The sequence below is a fragment of the Parasalinivibrio latis genome, assembly GCF_036825535.1.
In the GTDB taxonomy this organism is placed as follows: domain Bacteria; phylum Pseudomonadota; class Gammaproteobacteria; order Enterobacterales; family Vibrionaceae; genus Parasalinivibrio; species Parasalinivibrio latis.
On the sequence record NZ_CP098812.1, the window covers coordinates 1,248,738 to 1,268,305 of the forward strand.

The following is a 19,568-nucleotide window of genomic DNA, read 5'->3' on the forward strand; positions in this document are numbered from 1 at the left end:
TCCTTACACAGAGGTTGTTGCACGTACCATGCCAGTGTGAAACCCGTTAAAGCATTGATTATTAATGTCTTGTTTTATGTTTCTTGCCCGGAATGAATGCAAATATGTACTTTTTTGGTGCAAAGGTGAAACAAAAAAGGGGAGCCGAAGCTCCCCTGTACCTATTGCAAGCAATTACATTACGTGCAAGCAATTACATTACGCGCATACCTGGCTGAGCGCCTTCGTGCGGCTCAAGAAGCCACAGTTCGCTTCCGCCTGGGCCTGCTGCCAGTACCATGCCTTCAGACATACCAAACTTCATCTTGCGTGGTTTCAGGTTGGCAACCATGACGGTCAGCTTGCCTACCAGATCTTCCGGCTTGTAAGCGGACTTGATGCCTGAGAATACCTGACGGGTTTCTCCGCCGATATCCAGTTGCATCTTCAGCAGTTTGTCTGCTTTAGGCACTTCCTCACATGAAACGATGCGGGCGATGCGCAGATCAACTTTGGCAAAGTCGCCGAATTCGATTTCTGGCTCAATAGGCTCGTCGTTCAGTGGGCTGTTTGCAGGTTTTGCCGCCAGCGCTTTCTCTGCTTCTGCATCCGCTTTTGAATCTTCGATCATCGCTTCGATGTTCTTAGGATCAATTCGGCTGAACAGTGCCTTGAAAGCAGCAATCTTATGGCCAACCAGAGGTTGTGCAATGCCTTCCCAGGTCAGGGTCTCGTTGAGGAAACCTTCTGCTCGCTCCGCCAGTTTAGGCATAACAGGCTTGAGGTAGGTCATCAGCACACGGAACAGGTTAATACCCACGGTGCAGATATCCTGCAGGGCTTTTTCCTGGCCTTCTTGTTTGGCAACAACCCACGGTGCTTTTTCATCAACGTACTGGTTGGCTTTGTCAGCCAGTGCGATGATCTCGCGGACAGCCCGGCTGTACTCACGGTTTTCGTAGAAGTTACCGATACGGTCAGCCGCTTCAGCAAATTCTGCGTACAGGGCTGGCTCTGCGAATTCCGCAGACAGCTCACCGTCAAAGCGCTTGGAAATAAAGCCGGCGTTACGGGAGGCCAGGTTTACAACCTTGTTAACGATATCTGCGTTAACGCGCTGTACGAAGTCTTCCAGGTTAAGGTCGAGGTCGTCGATGCGGTTGTTCAGTTTGGCCGTGTAATAGTAGCGCAGGCATTCAGGATCGAGGTGCTTGAGGTAAGTTGCGGCCTTGATGAACGTACCTTTTGACTTCGACATCTTGGCACCGTTTACAGTGACATAGCCGTGTACGTTAACCTTGTTTGGCTTACGGAAGCCGGCACCTTCCAGCATGGCAGGCCAGAACAGGCTGTGGAAGTACACGATGTCTTTACCAATGAAGTGGTAAAGCTCTGCTTCGCTGTCTGGTTTCCAGAACTCGTCGAAATCGATGTCTCCGCGCTTGCCACACAGGTTCTTGAATGAACCCATATAGCCAATTGGTGCATCAAGCCAGACATAGAAGAACTTGCCTGGTTCACCCGGGATTTCGAAACCGAAATACGGTGCATCACGGGAAATATCCCACTGCTGCAGGCCAGACTCGAACCATTCACCCATCTTGTTTGCCATTTCATCCTGAAGGGCACCGGATTTGGTCCAGGTCTTCAGCATGCTTTCAAACTGAGGCAGGTCGAAGAAGAAGTGTACAGAGTCCTTCATCACCGGTGTCGCACCGCTGACAGCAGACTTAGGATCAATCAGTTCAGTCGGGCTGTACGTTGCGCCACATACGTCGCAGTTGTCACCGTACTGGTCTTCAGCCTTACAGTTCGGGCAAGTACCCTTTACGAAACGGTCCGGCAGGAACATTTCTTTTTCAGGGTCAAACAGCTGGGAAATGGTACGGCTGGTAATGTAGCCGCTGGTTTTCAGCTGGTTGTAGATATAAGACGCCAGCTCACGGTTTTCGTCGCTGTGCGTGCTGTGGTAATTGTCAAAGCTGATGTCGAAACCGGCAAAGTCTGCTTCGTGCTCTTTCTGCACGCCAGCGATCATCTGCTCTGGCTCCATACCCAGTTGCTGGGCTTTCAGCATGATTGGGGTACCGTGGGCATCGTCTGCACAGATAAAGTGGATATTGTTGCCGCGCAGGCGCTGGTAACGCACCCATACATCCGCCTGAATATGCTCAAGCATGTGGCCAAGGTGGATAGAACCGTTGGCGTAAGGCAGTGCACAGGTCACCAGGATATTACGTTGGTTTGCAGCCATAATTCTGATGATTCGCTCTTGATGATGATGGAAAAAATCGTCCGCAAATCTTACCTGATACTGGGTCTGAAAGACAGGCAGCATCAGTGATTTGATGTTAGGATGACATTAAATACGGAAACTTAGGGGCGTGTGAAGCATGTTTTTCAGCCGTAACGACAATAATGATAATAATTCAGAAAATATCATCTCGTGGCTTAACCAATTCAGTCATCCTCAATTGATCGAAAACTGGGCAGCTGAGGAGCATTTTGTTCACCTCAGTAATGACACTGTTAAGGTGACCATCCCTTTTGCAGCTGCAACACTGGTTGATGAGTTAAGGACTTGGATAGAATCCAACCCTTGTCCAGTCGGTAAAGTTAACGTCTCTGTAGGCCAGAAAGTCGCTACGCTGAAAGCGGGTGAAAAAACACAGCTGAAAGGTGTTAAGAATGTCATTGTTGTCAGCTCGGCAAAGGGTGGTGTGGGCAAATCTACCACTGCTGTCAACCTGGCGCTGGCTCTGTCTGCCTGCGGTGCGAAGACTGGCTTACTGGATGCTGATATTTACGGCCCGTCGGTTCCTCTGATGTTGGGCACGGAAGATAAGCAGCCTATCTCACTCGATGGTAAAACCATGCAGCCTATTGAAGCACATGGACTTTACACTAACTCCATCGGTTACTTGGTGCCCGCAGATAATGCAATGGCATGGCGTGGCCCTATGGCATCCAAGGCGTTCAGCCAGCTTGTCAACGAGACAGCCTGGCCTGATCTGGATTACCTGGTAGTTGACATGCCGCCGGGCACCGGTGATATCCAACTGAGCCTTGCACAGCAGTTTCCTGTTACGGCAGCGGTCATAGTGACAACTCCCCAGGATTTGGCACTGGCTGATGCCGTTAAAGGGGTAAGCATGTTCGATAAGGTCAACGTGCCGGTTCTGGGTGTGATTGAGAACATGAGCTACCACATTTGCAGCAATTGTGGTCACCATGAAGCCATATTCGGTCAGGGTGGCGCTGCTAAAATGGCCAAGGAAAAGGGAATGGCGTTGCTGGCACAAATGCCGTTGCATATTTCAATTCGTGAAGACATTGATAACGGCGTACCGACTGTTGCTGCACGTACTGACAGTGAGCACTCAGCACTTTATCTGGAGCTTGCGAGAAGCGTTGCCTGCAGGATGTATTGGCAAGGTGACCGGGCACCGGATCAGATTTCAATCCAGACAATAGGTTAATTCCGCATCACTTGCGACACAGGCCCCGCTAAAACCCGGATTTTTGCTGGCGCGCAGCGGGGCAACTTCCTATAATCGAGCGGTTTAGGTTGGACAAAGCTAATTTCCTAAATGGGGGCCGCTACCCTGTTTCTCTTTGCCCAACGATTTTTTAATTTCGCGACGATCCCCAGGTGCGTTGAATTATGTCTGATAATCCACACCAATGTGTCATCATCGGTATCGCAGGAGCATCCGCTTCCGGTAAAAGCCTTATTGCAAACACTGTTTACCGCGAGCTAAAAGCCAAGGTCGGCGACGATCAAATCGGTGTTATCACCGAAGACAGCTACTACCGTGACCAGAGCCATCTGAGCATGGAAGAGCGCGTTAAAACTAACTACGACCACCCGAATGCCCTTGACCATGACCTGCTGTGCGATCATTTGGAACAATTGCTGGCGGGCCAGGCCGCAGACGTACCGGTGTACAGCTACACAGAACATACCCGTATGCAAGAGACCCAGCGTCTTGAGCCGAAGAAAGTGATCATCCTTGAAGGTATCCTTCTGCTGACTGATCCGCGTCTTCGCGGCCTTATGCATGCCTCTGTATTTATGGACACGCCGTTGGATATTTGTCTCCTTCGCCGTGTGAAACGTGACGTTGAAGAACGTGGCCGAACCATGGAATCTGTACTTTCACAGTATCAGTCAACGGTCCGCCCAATGTTTATGCAGTTTATTGAGCCATCAAAACAGTACGCTGATATCATCGTACCTCGTGGCGGTAAAAACCGTATTGCCATTGATGTTCTCAAGGCACATATATCCAAATTATTGCGTTCTTAACGTATTGAATGGGCTGGCTTTGCTGGCCCGTTTTAGTTTTAGGATCTTCTAAATTTCAAGCAAACACAGCAACGACGATTCTGGGAGAGAGTGATGAGACTGTGTGATAAACACATCAAGGAATACCTGGATGCAGGAATCATCAGCATGGTGCCTAGGCCAAGCGACGATGCTATTTCCGGCGTAACTGCAGACGTTTCACTGGGTAACAAATTCCGTGTATTCAATGATCACGGGGCACCGTACATCGACCTTTCCGGCCCTAAAGAGCAGGTTTCGGCTCAGTTGGAAAGTGTAATGAGCGACGAGATAATTCTCGGTGAAGGTGACGCATTTTACCTGCACCCTGGCCAACTGGCTCTGGCGATCACCCATGAGTCAGTTACCCTGCCGGATGACATCGTTGGCTGGCTCGACGGCCGCTCCTCACTTGCAAGACTGGGCCTGATGGTTCATGTTACCGCTCACCGCATCGATCCAGGCTGGTCTGGTCAGATTGTCCTGGAATTTTATAACAGTGGGCGTCTGCCGCTGGCACTTCGTCCCGGCATGGCAATTGGTGCTCTGAGCTTTGAAAAAATCTCAGGCCCGGCTGAGAAGCCATACAACAAGCGCGACAATGCAAAATACAAGAATCAGCAGGGCGCGGTGGCCAGCCGTATCAACGAAGACTGATTGACGACCGAATCAACAGGCACCTCAGGGTGCCTGTTTGCTTTTGTATCCTGAAAATTCCTTGCACTTAAAAGTGCGCACAAGGAGACATAAATGAAGAAACTCATCTATGCCCTCGTGGGGCTGTTGTTGCTGGTAGTCATTGCTATCGGTGTTCTTTTTCTGGTGGTAGATCCAAACCAATTCAAACCGTTGATTACCGATCAGGTTAAAAAGGCCACTGGCCGTGAGTTGGTAATTAATGGTGATATTGGCTGGACGGTCTGGCCGAGCATCGGTTTGTCACTCGAGAATGTGGCACTGAAAAACCCGTCGGGGTTCGCTGAACCTGATTTGCTGAAATTTGAATCTGCACAGGCGTCCGTTTCTGTTATGCCTCTGCTGAGTAAAGAGCTGGAAGTGGGCATGGTAAGCCTGGAAGGCGCTCATGTTTTCATCCAGACCAAAGCAGATGGCAAATCTAACCTTGACGGCCTGACCGGTGACAAGGCAGCGGAAGACACCGCTTCGAAACCGGAAGGTTCTGATGAACAAGCCTCGCAGGAAAAAACGGCAAAAACCAGTAACTGGAGCATTGCCATTAAAGGCGTAGAACTTCTCGATGCCAGCGCGGTTGTCAGAAACGATAAAGCCGGCTCACTGCTTAAAGTGAATAATGCTGATCTGACTATCGGTGAAGTTGCTATTGGCCGGTGGGTGCCGGTTAAGTTTGCCGTTGATGGCACACAGAACCAGATGACCTTCAGTGCCAGCGGTGAAACTGAGCTGAACCTGAACAAAGATATCATGGCCAGCGCGTTGCGTGGATTGTCCTTGAAAGCGGCAATGAAAGACGGCGAGACTGTTCTTGAATCGGCTGACCTGAGTGCCGATAAGCTGGCACTGGGTGATTGGGGAAACCTAACCTTCGCCGCCAAAGGGCAGATTCCTGGTCTGGCATTTGATGCATCCGGTAAACTGCAGGCAAACCTGAACAAGGCACAGACACTGGCAGAGATTAAGGGACTGTCCCTGAAAACTGACCTTAAAGGTGAAGGGCTCCCTCGTCCGGAAATGACAGTCAGCTTTGATGGTGATGCAAGCTATAACCTTGAAAATGGCCTTGCAAAAATGTCTTCATTCGCTGCCTCAGTTGATGAACTGAAAGTGACCGGCAACGGCAGTTTCCAAGCGAAGGATGTGCCGGTTATCCGTTTTGCACTGAACAGCGACAATATTGATGTTGATGCATTCCTGGGGACCGGTAAGGCTTCTGAAGAAAAAGCCAAAGAGGAACCAGTGGGCGATAAGCCATCTGGTGAAGCGGATGGCTCTGCAGCCAAAGCACTTTCTGACAAGGAACCGGATTTGTCAGCCCTGAAAGGGCTGGATCTTGCCGGTACGGTGAAAGTGGGGAATTTCAAGGCAGCGAACGCCACCATGAGCGACGTTGATATTGACATTGCTATTAACCGCGGCGTGTTGACGCTGAAAAATTTCGGTGCAAACCTTTATCAGGGAGCTATCAAGGCGAATGCCACCATTGATGCCCGGAAGCCGGTTGCAACGTATAAAGTATTCAGCAAGGTTACCGGCGTTCAGGTTCAGCCACTCCTGAAAGACGTTGTAGGTACGGATATGCTGGCGGGCAACGGAAATATCGGGATGGATGTTTCGGGTACGGGTCTTTCCCAGAAGGCGTTGCGCAGCGCGATGACAGGCAAGGCTGGTATCAAGTTTGCAGATGGTGCTGTATATGGTGTTAACCTGCCAGAGATGATCCGGGAAGCCAAAGCAACGCTGAAAGGTAAACGTGCAGAGTATGTGGAAGAAGCACGTAAAACCGATTTCAGCGAGCTTACTGCGACCTTCAACATCGGTAAGGGTATTGCGTCAACCAATAACCTGGAGCTTTTTGCCCCGGCACTGCGTGTTCATTCTGAGGGTCAAACCAACCTTCTAAGTGAAACTCTGGACTTTGAAGTGGCAACCTCCGTGGTTGGTTCCAGTAAAGGGCAGGGGGGGCAGGATGTTGATGAGCTCAAAGACCTGACAATCCCGGTTAAAATTGGCGGCACATGGCAAAAGCCAACTTACAAACTCGATGTAAAAGCGTTGCTGACCAGTAATAAAGTTCTTGAAGAGAAAGCCCGTAAGGAAGCTGAGCGTGGACTGAAAAAACTGCTGGGAGACAAGGTTAAGGATGACAAGGTAAAAGAAGCAGCGGATCAGTTGCTTAAAGGCCTGTTTAATTAACTGACAGTTTATAAAGCGTTTCTTTCGAAAGAGCCCGCATCTTTGATACGGGCTCTTTTTAATTGTGGGGGGTTGTTCGAACTAACTTACACGTTTTAAGTTTTTCTGGTGCTTGAGGTAGTCACCAAATGCTGTGAGCAAATCCACAGCTGAAAGCATGCCAACGAGTTCTTCATTTTTATCAAGTACCGGAAGTGCGCCTACCTGATTTTCAACAATGGCATCAACAGCTTTGCCCAAGGTTTGATAGGTATGGGCGACTATCACTTCCCTGACCATAACATCACCGACATTCAGGCTATCTGACACGTCATACTGATGGGCAATATCCGGTGTTTCATCCGCCCAGTTCGGTCGACGAAGCTGTCGGTCACTGATTATGCCTACCAGTACACCGTCCTCTGTGACAGGGAGATGCCTTATCCCTTCGTCACGCATCAGGAAATATGCCTCCCGGACACCTTTTTCTGGGCTGACAGAAATAACTTTGCGGGTCATGTATTCAGATACTTTTGCAGGCATAGATGCATTTTCTCCTATTGAGGGTCTCTTTTAACCCTACCTAAATGGTGTCTATTTCTCTGGGAGCAAGGGCACAGTTCCGGATTGAACCATAGCGAGAAATTCAGATGTGTGTTGTCTGGAAAAACCGTGTTACCACAGCGTGGGAAATGTGTTGCTTCCGGGTTAGTTGAAATCAATAAAAGCGGGAGTGCGGTCACGTAACAAATACGTGCCAGATAACTGCTTACACACAGTTGATTCCTATCAATATTTCCAGACAGTTTTGCGGGAAATATGCGCATATACGTTGAAAAGGATCGACGGAATGGTTTCACATACTTACAGAAGGATTTTCCTCCATGTTGTACCTTGAGTTTTTATTTTTGCTGCTCATGCTTTATGCCGGCAGTCGGTATGGTGGCATTGGCCTTGGTGTAGTCTCGGGCCTTGGTTTGGTCATTGAGGTTTTCATATTCCGGATGCCACCGACCTCCCCGCCAATCACCGTTATGCTTATTATTATGGCGGTGGTAACGTGTGCCTCTGTACTGGAAGCAGCCGGTGGCCTCAAGTACATGCTCCAGGTCGCCGAAGGTATTTTGCGCCGCAACCCTAAGCGCGTTACTCTGCTGGGCCCATTGGTTACCTACACCATGACGCTTATGCTTGGTACCGGGCATGCGGTTTATTCCATCATGCCTATCATCGGTGACGTGGCACTTAAAAATGGTATCCGTCCGGAGCGCCCTATGGCCTCAGCCTCAGTGGCATCCCAGCTCGCCATTACCGGTAGCCCAATTTCTGCTGCGGTTGTTTACTACCTGGCTCAGCTTTCTGATATCCAGACTGATATTCATCTTCTGACTATTCTGATGGTGACTATTCCGTCAACCCTGCTGGGTACCATCCTGTTGTCTCTTTACAGCATGCGCCGCGGAAAGGATTTGAATGATGATCCTGAATACCAGAGTCGCCTGCAAGATCCTATGTGGCGGGACAAAATCCTCAGCACCACTGCAACCTCACTGAATGAGAAACTGCCTTCTTCTGCACGTAATGCTGTAGGCCTTTTCTTGCTCGCCATTGCGACAATCGTTGTGGTGGCAATGTGGCCTGAATTGCGCACTATTGGTGAGGGCAAGCCAATCTCAATGTCAGTTATTATCCAGATGATGATGTTGGCATTCGGCGGAATTATCCTGCTGGCAACCAAAACCCAGGTTCAGAAAGTGCCGGAAGGGGTGGTATTTAAATCCGGTATGGTTGCAGCCATTGCTATCTTCGGTATTGCCTGGATGAGTGATACTTACTTTCAGTATGCGATGCCATCTTTCAAATCTGGCATTACAGAGATGGTGCATGAGTACCCTTGGACATTCGCACTGGCCTTGTTCACTGTATCCGTTGTGGTAAACAGCCAGGCTGCCACGGCGCGTATGATGCTGCCGGTAGGTATTGCCATGGGTCTCCCACCTTACCTGCTGATTGCACTGATGCCGGCGACCTATGGTTACTTCTTTATTCCTAACTATCCGTCAGACATCGCAACAGTGAACTTTGACGTGACCGGTACGACCAAGATTGGCAAGTACTATTTCAACCACAGCTTTATGGTCCCCGGCCTGATTGGTGTTGTGAGCGCCTGCTGTATCGGATACCTTATTGCAACTGTTGTTGTTTAATGTTGAACAGTAAAAGGGAAGGCAGCCAAACGGCTGCCTTTTTCATATGTAGGGAACTGGTTTACCAGTCGATACCCTTGCGGGCTTTTAGGCCGGATTCAAAGGCATGCTTAACATTGCGAACTTCCGATACGGTATCTGCCATCTCTTCCAGCTCCCGGTGCGCTGCACGGCCCGTAATCACAACAGTCTGTTCAGGTGGGCGGTTAGCAATGGCGTTTTTGACTTCCGTCAGGCCGATATAACCATAAGTCACCATGTAGGTGATTTCATCCAGCAGAACCACATCATAAGCCGGATCAGCCAGCATGGCTTTACAGTATTGCCAGGTTTCCTGAGCGACTTTGGTATCAGCAGTTTTGTCCTGGGTATCCCAGGTAAAGCCGGTTGCCATGATGTGAAAGTCAACGCCGTGTTGCTCAAGGAGATTTCGTTCACCGCAGTCCCAGGTACCTTTGATGAACTGGCCGACACCACACTTTTGGCCATGCCCGGTTGCCCGAGCAATGATACCGAACCCTGCTGTCGATTTACCTTTTCCGTTTCCGGTGATGACCAATACCAGCCCGCGTTCTTCCTGGGCCGCTTCAACACGGGCATCTACTTCTTCCTTAATCCTCTGCTGGCGCGCTTTATAGCGATCTTCTGACATGGATATTCCTTTCTTAGTGTTAATGCCAATCTGGTCAACTCACAACTGGAAGAAAGCTGACATTGACAACGGGCTACTTTAGCTGTTCGAAATGGCGATGAGTACCAGATAACCGACCAGCTCGGTAACTTGTTGTGCTGCACCCAGGCAATCCCCGGTGTAGCCACCTATTTGCCGGGTAAACCAAATACCACAAAGCTGGCGGCAAATGAGGGCAGCGATGACCAAAGGTGCGGTATAAGCCGGTAGTAGTGCAAGAATCACCACTACAGCGGTCATAATGAGTATCGCCAGATCAGCTCTGGACTGCTCATTTGCAAGCGGTTTGACCTTACTGGTTTGGTCTGGCCGGACATAGGGATAGCTGAATATCATGCTTGCTGCTGTGGCCCGGCTGACCACATGCATGACAATCAACGCAGTAACCGGATAGGCGATATGTGAAAGTGCCATCCACTTGAGCCCAAGCATGAGGAAAAGACCCGAAGCCCCGTAGGTTCCGAGCCTGGAGTCTTTCATGATTTCCAGCTTCTTAGCGACGTCCCACCCACCGCCAAATCCATCACAGACATCTGAAAACCCGTCTTCATGGAAAGCTCCAGTCAGCAGGACTGAAGCCGCAATTGCGAGCCCGGCTGCAATGTCTTGAGTGAAATAATGGCTGGTACCATAAAATACCAAAGCGGATACACCACCCACGACAAGCCCTACCAGCGCAAAATAACGATTGGCCTTATTGAGTCGTTCTTTGCTGAATGGTGTGTTTTTAGGAACGGGAATTCGGGTGAAAAAAGCAAGTGCTACCAGGAATACCTGCCACTGGTAAATTAGGCGTTGAATCAAGTGCGATGGAGCAGGGTGATGGTCTGTCACACTGTTACTCCGGCTTGTTCGAGGCTTGCCATGTCATTGAAAAATGAACAGGCCGCTCTCAGAAGAGGGATAGACAATGCTGCGCCGGTTCCTTCTCCAAGGCGCATGCCCAGATCAAGCAGCGGTTCTGCGGCAAGATGCTCAAGGATTCGTTTGTGCCCGGCTTCGTGTGAGCGGTGTGCAAACACCATGTAGTGACGGACATCAGGGTTGATTCTTGTGGCAAGGAGAGCAGCACAAGAGATAATAAAACCGTCCACCACTATCAGCATTCCGAGGCTGGCTGCACGTAGCATTGCTCCGGTTATCTGGGCGATTTCAAAGCCGCCTACGGCTGCCAGTGTTTGGATTGGATCACTGAACTTATTTTCGTGCAGTTTCAGTGCTTTCTCAATCAAGGATATTTTCAACGACATTTGCTCGTTGTTAATACCGGTTCCCCGGCCAACACACTCTTCAGCGGTTAGGGTCAGAAGTGCCCCCATTAACGCTGAAGCAGATGATGTATTGCCAATGCCCATCTCTCCGAGACTGAGGGTATTCACACCGCGTGAATGAAGCTCTTCCGCCAGCTTGCCGCCGAGTTCCAGACCAAGGTTAGCCTGCTCTACTGACATCGCATCAGTGACGGAGAAGTCATCCGTCCCACCGCCCAGACGCTGGATTATCAGACCCGGCTGCGGAGATGTCTCTGCCAGAATACCTGCATCAACGACTTGGAGAGGAATTTGGTTAAGTGAGCAGAAGCAGTTTATGGCCGCCCCGCCGGCAAGGAAATTCTGAACCATCTGGGCAGTCACCGCCTGGGGAGCGATGCTGACAGGGTTCGCAGCAATGCCGTGGTCGGCGGCGAAAATCAGCATTTCCGGACGGATCTCTATCTTATCTGCTTGCTGGATGCGCGCAATTTGGAGAGCGATGGTTTCCAGGAGCCCCAGGGCACCGGGTGGTTTGGTTTTGTTGTCAATGCGAGCCTGGATGCTGCTGTCCTTGGAATAGTCCGGGGTCTGAATTGGATACATTGGTGCCTCTTGAGGGTTGCGCTAAATCCCATGAACAAACGTTTTGGGCGAAAGCCAAGATTTTGCGGCAAGGCTTGCTGTTATTCAATAAATTAGAGAGTGACTGTTTAAGCTGCGACAAATAAAAAGACCCGGCGGATGCCAGGTCTTGGAAGTACACAAATGAAAGAGTTAGGAAACTTTGAACAGGCTCACTTTACCGCGCAGGGCTTCGGCTTGCCTGTTTAATTCTTGTGCGGTGCTGTTTGTCACGCCAACCTGTTCTGCAATGGCTGATGCAGAATCCGATATACCATTCATATTGCCACTTATTTGTCCTGTTACTTCAGACTGCTGCTCAGCCGATGAGGCAATTTGAGAACTCATGTTGGTGACGGTTTGAATCATTTGCTGAATTTGGACCAGCATTTCGTTGTTTTCATTGCAACGGCTGACACTGTTGCCGACCAGATCATTAGCACTACTGATACCGGTTACCGCTTGGGTGGTTTCCTGTTGCAAGGATTCAACCTTGTCGCGAATTTCCCCGGCTGAAGTCTGGGTTCGTTGGGCAAGTGAACGTACTTCATCAGCAACTACCGCAAACCCCCGGCCTTGTTCACCGGCCCGGGCGGCTTCAATCGCGGCGTTGAGTGCCAGCAAGTTAGTCTGTTCCGCAATTCCCTGGATAACGTCAAGTACCGAGCCGATAGAGTCACTCTCATTTTTCAGGCGGTTCATGGACTCGGTGGCCTCGGTCATTGTCGTAGACAGGGAACTGATGCCATTTACCAGATCCTGACCCAGCTTCGCACTCTCGTTAGTAACGTCAGACACTTCTGCGGTTGACTGTGAAGTACCGTTGGAGTTATGAGCAACGTCCTGAATCGAACCGGACATCTCGCTAATTGCAGCAACTACCTGATTGGTCCTTAAGGACTGGTCATTGACGCTCTGTTGAACATCATGCAACGCTTGGCCAATGTTGGATGATGCGGTTTTTACAGAGTCAGATGTATTTGATATGTCCTGGATCAGCGTCGAGAAGGTTGTCAGCATTTCGTTCATGGAAGTGCTTAATTCACCAATTTCGTCTTTACGCTGATAATCGAGACGCTGTGTGAGATCCTTTTTACTGCTGATGTGGCTCAGTGCTTTAGCAAACGAGACAATAGGACCACTCAGGTTTTTGCCAATCAGCAAGGCTAAAACCATCGCAATCGAGCCTATTACGACAGATGTGACAAATACGGTGGTTCCGAAAGTGCCCTTTAGGGCTTCAATGGCTTGATAAACCTCTTCACGGCTCATCTCACTGACCATGGCCCATTGCTGACCCAATATATCTACGGGGGTATAGGCAATATACACTTGTTTCCCGAGGTAACTGGTGGTTCCCACCACTCCCGATTTGCCATTCAGTGCTTGGGTTATCTGTGGTTCACTTAACGGCTGGAGGCCAATGGTAGAGCCTCGGATAGTGATTTCCTTGGCTAAGGCACTATCTATACCAGTTGACGTGATGTTTTTAAGGAATTCGCCCTGATCCTCTTCCAAAAAGCGGGATTGGCTTCTCATTTTCATATCCGGGCCAACAAGGAACATTTCCCCTGTTTCACCCAGTCCAGTTGATATCCATTCCCCATTGTTGGTCATGGTCGAATTCAGGCGGTCGACAGGCATTTGGAAAGCCAACACGCCAATGTACTTGCCAAGCTTGTAGACTGGGGCTGCAATAAAAGATGCCTGAGCCCTGTATGAGGGGTAATAGGATTTGAAATCCTCGAAATGAAATTGGTTGGGGTCGAGTTTGGCTGCGTTACGAAAAACGTCTGCCAACCCGGAGTTTGCGTAAGGACCACTAACGAGGTTAGTGGCGTAATCCAGTTCCTTAAACACCGAATAGACAATATTGCCCTGAGGGTCGATGAGAAATACGTCGTAATATTCGAAGGTTTCAAGAAAATGGCGGAACTGAGGATGGTAAATCGCATGCATTTCGCTGTACACCGAGCCATCTTGCGCCTTTGTCATCAGATGCTTGCTGCCTAGCTCATTGGTGTTGTCAGCAATGTAGGCATACTGTAGTGCTTTTGCCCTGGCGTCCAGTTGGTTCAATTTTTCAAGTGGGAGGCCACTGTCATTGTTATTAAGTGAACTGAACAACTGCCCGAATTCTTTTGAATAATAATTTTCCAATTTGGTGATATCGTCAGGACTTTCGGTGTATTCGGCAAAACCTTCTTTGAACATCGCAAGGGCATCGATGACAACTGCAGAGTTTGCCATTGTGGTAACTTGGCCTGCCAATGTATTGAAGTAGCGCTCTACGTCCTGTTTTTTCATTTCACGTATCGCAACTAGCTTGTCTGTGGCTTTTTTCTGAAGTGCATCTTTTGAAAGGCTTTGGGACTGCCAGAACAAAACAGATGCTGTAGCCAATAAACTTCCTAAGCTTATCCCCACAATAGCAGTCACAATTTTAGTTGAAATCTTCATTGATGCACTCTCACGCGGCTCTTGTTGTTTTCTTTATGTTACAAGTGTTGCCCTAATGTGTGCTTATTTCAAACTTCGAGTGAGGAATTACTTAAATATCAACTGATGGTTTCCGTTTTTAAAGTGTAATATCGAAACCTGGTAGGGTATTAAATGGGCTCCGAAGGCAGAATCGGTAGCGCTAATATAGGTCGGTTCGCCAGTCTCAGTTGTTTGGGTATAAATCAAAAAAATATGGAAGGTTAAATGGAGAAGCCGGTACGACTATTGGTTGTGTGTATGGGAAATATTTGCCGCTCACCAACAGGGGAGGCGATTCTTCGGGCCAAGGTAAAAGCCCGAGGGATGAATATTGAGGTGGATTCAGCCGGGACGATAGGTGCCCATAAAGGCGAGGGGCCTGACAGGCGTGCCAAGTCACATGGAGAAGCCAGAGGGTACCGATTCGACAGGATCCGCTCCAGAAAAGTGCATGAAGATGATTTCCGTGGCTTTGACATGATCCTTGCAGCTGACAGGGATAATCTTGAGGATCTGCTTTCAATCTGTCCAGCTGAGTACAAAAGCAAAGTTTCGCTTTTTCTCAGTCATAGCCAATCCGGTATCTCAGAAATCCCGGACCCTTATTATGGCGGTGCTGCCGGGTTTGAATATGTACTGGATGTGGTTGAAGAGGCGTCTGATTCAATTCTGGATAAGATTGCAGCCGGAAAACTGCCATAAAAAAACGCAGCGTTTGCTGCGTTTTTCCTTCAGGCCATTGGCTACCACTTTTTCTTTGGTGCAAACAGCTCATCATAGTCATCGCCCTCACCTTCAGCAGCTTGCGCCTTGCTGTCATGCCCTTGATTCAGTTGGGCGGAGATGTCATCGTACATTTCCTTGAGGCTTTGACGTACCTGGGTGGAGTACGGATCACTTTTAGGGCTTACAACATCCAGAGCTTTCTTAAGAAGCTGTTGCGCTGTGCCTAACTGGCCTTTAACCTTGGCATCGTTCACGCGCTTGATAACATTCTCAATGTTGATCTTCAGCTGCATTGTCTCCAGGCGAGCGTTTTCAGCAACAAATGCCTGGGTTGTCAGACGGCCTTTACCATGTTCAGCCTTGATTACCGTGCGAAGGCGTTTGACCAGCTTCAGCATGGCGATAGCCTGGCGGTCGTTATCCGGAACCTTGAACTGGGTCGATTCTTTATTTTGGTAGCTTTGTTTAATGTCATTGATTTGCGCTTCGGTAGAAGCAATTCGAGACTTGATATTTACATCTTTTTCATCAAGTTCAGACATTGTACGCAGCGCATCCAGAATTCGCTGGTTAAGGCAGGCCAGCAAAGTGCCACTGTATGGAAGGTTATGCGCATTGCCAATAAGCTCCTCAGAGGAGTCAATCAAAGCAATGTACTTTGCCATTTCCTGACGTTTTGCAGCCTCAGTACGCTGACGCTGTTGCGACATGACGTTGAAACCAATAATCAGCCCGAGGAGCAAAATACATAAGGCGATCAATAAAGCAATATTCATAATTTGGCTTGCTGGTGGTTAAAGTAACTACGTTCAATGGATTAAGATACACCAATAAAGTGCTGGCTCATAGCGTATGTGCCATGTTTAGCCGAAGGTTTTTAGCTAGTACGCACTTTTTTAGCCTCTTCTAAAGTAAATTTGTTTGAATCAGATAATTATATGTTCGAAAGTTCATACCTTATTGTGGCACTTATTCTAGGTTTTGGGTGCTTTGTTCAGAGTTTGATTGGATTTGGACTGGCAATAGTTGCTGCACCTATTATGTTGCAAGTAAAGCCAGAACTTGTGCCTGCCACTGTAAGCTTGGTCGCCTTTTTGTTATCGACCATCACTACATGGCAATACAGAAAAGGCCTCTCTTTAAAAGGTCTGGGCTACGCCTTTGTCGGTCGGATCCCTGGCACCGCATTGGCTGCAATTGCGATGATTTACATCTCCGCAACAACGTTTGCAATTGTGATGGGATTGGCTGTGTTGTCTGCCGTGGTTGTAAGCTTGGTTAAAATTGATTTGCAGCCAAACAACCGCAACATGTTTATTGCGGGTTTTCTTTCCGGTCTGATTGGTACAACGACAAGTATTGGCGGCCCGCCAATGGCTTTGATTATGCAAAACAGTGAGGCGACGAACCTGAGGGCTAATTTGTCACTCTTTTTCTGGTTTAGCAGTCTGCTTTCTTTAGTGGCTCTTTACATGACAGGCCACTTCACTGAAATCCATCTTAAGGCCGCCGCAATGGCATTGCCAACCATGTTGATCGGGAACCTTATCGCATACCGGATAGCCCCCTATATCGATAAAAAGTGGATCCGGTATGGCTTGTTGGTGCTGTGCTCTGTCGCCGGTGGGATGTCATTGGCTCAAGGCCTGGGCTGGTAGGGCGGTTTCAAATGGCAAACCGCCCGGCTGTTCCCATATGTGGGTATATTTACACCAGTAGAAACTGGGCTGTTGCCACTGTGAGGCCAGCCAACAGGCAAAGTAACAGAGCCGGAGACCCGCCTTTTACTTTGTAGATGGCATACTCAGTCCGTGTCTTACGGATCCTGTATGTCATTGCAACCGGCAGTACCACCGCGAGAATGACCAGAGCGACAGCGGCAAACCCTAATGCAGTAATAAACCCATTTGGATAAAGTACCGCAAACAGGAAAGGCGGGATAAAGGTTACCAGGGCTGTTTGAATACGGCCGGTAGCATTTGCCTTTCGCCTGAGCGTGTCCCCCAGAAAATCAAACAAACCCAGGCTTACACCCAGAAACGACGTGGCGAGGGCAAGATCTGCGAATATGCTGATTGCATTGCCAAGTTGTGCAAATGCCGTGGTTGCTGAAAGAGCACTGATCATGGGAGCCAGACCGGGATTGGAAAGAAGGACATGCTGCCCCAGTACCCCGAGGCTTATGCTTTGCCAAATCAGGTAAATGACAAGAGGGAGAGCGGATCCGAGAAGGACTGCCGTTCTCAGCGCCTTGGTATTGTTGTCCAGGTACCGGACGATAGAGGGGATGGAACCGTGGAAGCCAAATGAGGTAAATACAACCGGCAACGCAGCCCAAAACAGTCCCTGTTCGAGTGGCATTTCAGTGAGGTGCACCCGGCTGACTTCAGGCGCCAGGACAAACAATGCGGTAAACATTGCCACGATTTTGAGGGCAAACAGTCCACGGTTAAGCGTATCCACTTTCCCTGTTCCCCAACTGACAACGCCTGCGATCACCAGGGTAAACAGAACTGTACCCGCTATGGAACCCTGACCTATCCAACCGACCTGCACCAACTTTGCGTTAAATTGTTCCCCCCCTCCGGAAATGTAGGCAGCGCAAAGCGAGTAAAAAAGAAAAAGCATCGCTACAACGGAAACCATTTGCCCCCTGGGGCCCAATATCTCCTTGGAGAGGGTATTGAGTGTTGCAGACGCGGGGGCATATTGGTGGATTTCGAGCATCAACAGTGCGGTGTAGGCCATAAGAGCCCACATCAATGTGATAACAACCAGGGAACCTATAAGGCCTAAACCCGCCGACGCGACCGGGAGTGCCAGCATCCCTGCGCCTATGGTTGTACCTGCGATGATAAGAATACTTCCAAGTATTTTATTATTCATTCTCAGTGTTCATTAAAGTTTACGGAAATGAGTGGTGACATAGAAATTAATACAGCACCATACGGCTCTAATTGCTTATTGAAGCAGTATTAACATTTTATAATTATGAATCTACAGTTCTTGTAAACGTCCAGTTCCAACAACTGTAATGATATCTTTACGATTCAGAGTGGTGCAGTCCAAATAGCCATGTCATAATCAAAAAATGCATTCAGTAAAGGAGAGTCAGGGTGCCCGAAGGAATCAAAGTTGCGATGATTAGCACCGGTGAAGAAGTACTGCACGGCGATATTACTGACACCAATGCCGCATGGTTATCCCGTTTGTTTTTCCAACAGGGGTTCCGTCTGCATAGAAGAACAACGGTAGGTGACAGCAAGGACGATATTTGTTCTGAACTGCTGCAGGCAAGCCTTAAATCAGATGTCGTCATCGTTAATGGTGGGTTGGGACCCACGACTGACGATCTCACTGCTGAAGCGGCTTCAATGGCAATGGGGGTGGAGCTGGTTTTAAACCGCAGTTGGGTGGATGTGTTGGAACAAATGTTCTCCAAATCCGGCCGGGAAATGCCCAAAAGCAATATCAAGCAAGCAATGTTGCCCGAGGGTGCAGAGTTGCTTGATAACCCTATTGGTACTGCCTGCGGTTTTGCCTGTCACCTGAATGAGTGCTGGCTGTTTTTTACACCCGGTGTCCCAAGTGAGTTCACCAAAATGGTGGAGGAGCAGGTTCTTCCCCGGATACGAAGTGCCTTTCCTGATAACCCGGCGTTTGTCTGTGATCGTTTCTATACCTTTGGTCTTTCTGAAGCGAACCTTAACGACAGTCTGAGTGGTGTCGCTCTTTCCCCGGATAGTGAGATGGGCTACCGATCATCCCTGCCATTTATAGAAGTTAAGCTGTTTTCCCCATCATCACTGTCTGATGATGAGAAGAAAATTGGGGACATTGTGGGTGTTCTTGGAGACAACCTGGTGTCCAGGGATCAGCCGATGAGGGAGGCCGTTGCAGCAAAACTCGGTAAGCACAATGTAACCCTGTCGGTAGCTGAGCAATTTACTGCAGGGAACCTGACGTCCTGGCTTTCAGAGTCGGATATCTTTCAGGGAATATTGCAACAAGGCTGGGTGATGTCTTCCTGCCAACAGCCGGAACTAGCAGACAAGAACGCGCTTGCAGCAGCGTTGGCAATGGCGACTGCAGCCCGGGAGAAAACCCAGTCTGCCATAGCGTTGGCGTGCGGGTGTGAAAGTGCAGAGGGTGAAGTCTCTATTGCTATGTCCACACCTGTCGGGGACTGGGGACAAACCCTGAAATTCCGCAGGCGATGGCCTGTTAATGATCGCCGGTCGCTCATCAGTACCGCTATGCTGGATATGGTTCGCCGCTGGACTGAGGATAAAGATGTTATTGGACAGTATATGTCGATGACTTGTGTTGAAGAGTTGTACCTTCCTGCGCAATCGTAGCGAAATCAACCTGGCCACTGACAAAAACGGCAGCCATTTGGCTGCCGTTATGGT

The 19,568-nt window shown here is 49.2% G+C and carries 16 protein-coding genes; 8 read left to right on the top strand and 8 right to left on the bottom strand.

Features of this window, described 5'->3' with window-relative positions; translation table 11 throughout:
• Positions 1-193: 193 nt before the first annotated feature.
• Positions 194-2,233: a methionine--tRNA ligase gene (gene metG / locus NF212_RS06035; RefSeq protein WP_434359738.1), complete on the bottom strand. Its 2,040-nt coding sequence runs from the start codon at positions 2,231-2,233 to the stop codon at positions 194-196.
• A gap of 139 nt (positions 2,234-2,372) precedes the next feature.
• Between metG and apbC the strand changes: the two genes are divergently transcribed.
• From apbC to NF212_RS06055, 4 genes are all read left to right on the top strand, one after another.
• Positions 2,373-3,458: an iron-sulfur cluster carrier protein ApbC gene (gene apbC / locus NF212_RS06040; protein WP_434359740.1), complete on the top strand. Its 1,086-nt coding sequence runs from the start codon at positions 2,373-2,375 to the stop codon at positions 3,456-3,458.
• Positions 3,459-3,643: 185 nt separating this feature from the next.
• The gene (gene udk, locus NF212_RS06045; protein WP_434359742.1) at positions 3,644-4,288 is read left to right on the top strand and encodes a uridine kinase; all 645 of its coding nucleotides are present in this window, start codon (positions 3,644-3,646) and stop codon (positions 4,286-4,288) included.
• A 93-nt stretch (positions 4,289-4,381) separates the two neighbouring features.
• Complete coding sequence (gene dcd / locus NF212_RS06050; RefSeq protein ID WP_054674065.1) at positions 4,382-4,963, top strand: dCTP deaminase; 582 nt, start codon at positions 4,382-4,384, stop codon at positions 4,961-4,963.
• A 93-nt stretch (positions 4,964-5,056) separates the two neighbouring features.
• Positions 5,057-7,198 (top strand): AsmA family protein, encoded by a 2,142-nt coding sequence (locus NF212_RS06055; RefSeq protein WP_434359744.1) that lies wholly within the window; start codon positions 5,057-5,059, stop codon positions 7,196-7,198.
• Between the two features lie 81 nt (positions 7,199-7,279).
• On the opposite strand, the gene NF212_RS06060 is transcribed toward NF212_RS06055, so the two are convergent.
• Entirely contained in the window at positions 7,280-7,720 is a 441-nt protein-coding gene (locus NF212_RS06060; RefSeq protein WP_434359746.1) for a CBS domain-containing protein, read from the bottom strand.
• 341 nt (positions 7,721-8,061) lie between these two features.
• Between NF212_RS06060 and NF212_RS06065 the strand changes: the two genes are divergently transcribed.
• A complete protein-coding gene (locus NF212_RS06065; protein ID WP_434359748.1) occupies positions 8,062-9,384 on the top strand; it encodes an anaerobic C4-dicarboxylate transporter in 1,323 nt (440 codons plus the stop codon).
• 61 nt (positions 9,385-9,445) lie between these two features.
• On the opposite strand, the gene cobO is transcribed toward NF212_RS06065, so the two are convergent.
• From cobO to NF212_RS06085, 4 genes are all read right to left on the bottom strand, one after another.
• Positions 9,446-10,036: a cob(I)yrinic acid a,c-diamide adenosyltransferase gene (cobO, locus tag NF212_RS06070; protein WP_434359750.1), complete on the bottom strand. Its 591-nt coding sequence runs from the start codon at positions 10,034-10,036 to the stop codon at positions 9,446-9,448.
• Between the two features lie 78 nt (positions 10,037-10,114).
• Positions 10,115-10,909: an adenosylcobinamide-GDP ribazoletransferase gene (locus tag NF212_RS06075; protein ID WP_434359752.1), complete on the bottom strand. Its 795-nt coding sequence runs from the start codon at positions 10,907-10,909 to the stop codon at positions 10,115-10,117.
• Positions 10,906-11,931 carry a nicotinate-nucleotide--dimethylbenzimidazole phosphoribosyltransferase gene (cobT, locus tag NF212_RS06080; RefSeq protein ID WP_434359754.1) on the bottom strand — a complete coding sequence of 342 codons (1,026 nt, stop codon included), beginning with the start codon at positions 11,929-11,931 and terminating at the stop codon, positions 10,906-10,908. Before cobT ends, NF212_RS06075 begins: the two co-directional genes overlap by 4 nt.
• A gap of 171 nt (positions 11,932-12,102) precedes the next feature.
• On the bottom strand, positions 12,103-14,352 hold the full coding sequence (locus NF212_RS06085) for a methyl-accepting chemotaxis protein (protein WP_434359756.1): 2,250 nt from the start codon (positions 14,350-14,352) through the stop codon (positions 12,103-12,105).
• 303 nt (positions 14,353-14,655) lie between these two features.
• On the opposite strand from NF212_RS06085, the gene NF212_RS06090 reads away from it, so the two are divergent.
• A complete protein-coding gene (locus NF212_RS06090) occupies positions 14,656-15,132 on the top strand; it encodes a low molecular weight protein-tyrosine-phosphatase (RefSeq protein WP_434359758.1) in 477 nt (158 codons plus the stop codon).
• 41 nt (positions 15,133-15,173) lie between these two features.
• Here the strand turns inward: NF212_RS06090 and NF212_RS06095 are convergent, their stop codons facing one another.
• Positions 15,174-15,932: a DNA repair protein gene (locus NF212_RS06095; protein WP_434359760.1), complete on the bottom strand. Its 759-nt coding sequence runs from the start codon at positions 15,930-15,932 to the stop codon at positions 15,174-15,176.
• Positions 15,933-16,094: 162 nt separating this feature from the next.
• On the opposite strand from NF212_RS06095, the gene NF212_RS06100 reads away from it, so the two are divergent.
• Positions 16,095-16,814 (top strand): sulfite exporter TauE/SafE family protein, encoded by a 720-nt coding sequence (locus NF212_RS06100; protein WP_434359762.1) that lies wholly within the window; start codon positions 16,095-16,097, stop codon positions 16,812-16,814.
• A 49-nt stretch (positions 16,815-16,863) separates the two neighbouring features.
• Here the strand turns inward: NF212_RS06100 and NF212_RS06105 are convergent, their stop codons facing one another.
• On the bottom strand, positions 16,864-18,042 hold the full coding sequence (locus NF212_RS06105) for an aromatic amino acid transport family protein (protein ID WP_434359764.1): 1,179 nt from the start codon (positions 18,040-18,042) through the stop codon (positions 16,864-16,866).
• Positions 18,043-18,272: 230 nt separating this feature from the next.
• Here NF212_RS06105 and NF212_RS06110 point away from each other — a divergent pair, with 230 nt between their 5' ends.
• A complete protein-coding gene (locus NF212_RS06110; protein WP_434359766.1) occupies positions 18,273-19,514 on the top strand; it encodes a CinA family nicotinamide mononucleotide deamidase-related protein in 1,242 nt (413 codons plus the stop codon).
• Positions 19,515-19,568: the final 54 nt, after the last annotated feature.

Coding starts and splice junctions, on each gene's coding strand:
- NF212_RS06105 (WP_434359764.1), bottom strand. CDS start 18,042: ATGAATAATAAAATACTTGGAAGTATTCTTATCATCGCAGGTACAACC.
- metG (WP_434359738.1), bottom strand. CDS start 2,233: ATGGCTGCAAACCAACGTAATATCCTGGTGACCTGTGCACTGCCTTAC.
- apbC (WP_434359740.1), top strand. CDS start 2,373: ATGTTTTTCAGCCGTAACGACAATAATGATAATAATTCAGAAAATATC.
- NF212_RS06090 (WP_434359758.1), top strand. CDS start 14,656: ATGGAGAAGCCGGTACGACTATTGGTTGTGTGTATGGGAAATATTTGC.
- NF212_RS06100 (WP_434359762.1), top strand. CDS start 16,095: ATGTTCGAAAGTTCATACCTTATTGTGGCACTTATTCTAGGTTTTGGG.
- NF212_RS06055 (WP_434359744.1), top strand. CDS start 5,057: ATGAAGAAACTCATCTATGCCCTCGTGGGGCTGTTGTTGCTGGTAGTC.
- dcd (WP_054674065.1), top strand. CDS start 4,382: ATGAGACTGTGTGATAAACACATCAAGGAATACCTGGATGCAGGAATC.
- cobT (WP_434359754.1), bottom strand. CDS start 11,931: ATGTATCCAATTCAGACCCCGGACTATTCCAAGGACAGCAGCATCCAG.
- NF212_RS06060 (WP_434359746.1), bottom strand. CDS start 7,720: ATGCCTGCAAAAGTATCTGAATACATGACCCGCAAAGTTATTTCTGTC.
- NF212_RS06065 (WP_434359748.1), top strand. CDS start 8,062: ATGTTGTACCTTGAGTTTTTATTTTTGCTGCTCATGCTTTATGCCGGC.
- NF212_RS06095 (WP_434359760.1), bottom strand. CDS start 15,932: ATGAATATTGCTTTATTGATCGCCTTATGTATTTTGCTCCTCGGGCTG.
- udk (WP_434359742.1), top strand. CDS start 3,644: ATGTCTGATAATCCACACCAATGTGTCATCATCGGTATCGCAGGAGCA.
- cobO (WP_434359750.1), bottom strand. CDS start 10,036: ATGTCAGAAGATCGCTATAAAGCGCGCCAGCAGAGGATTAAGGAAGAA.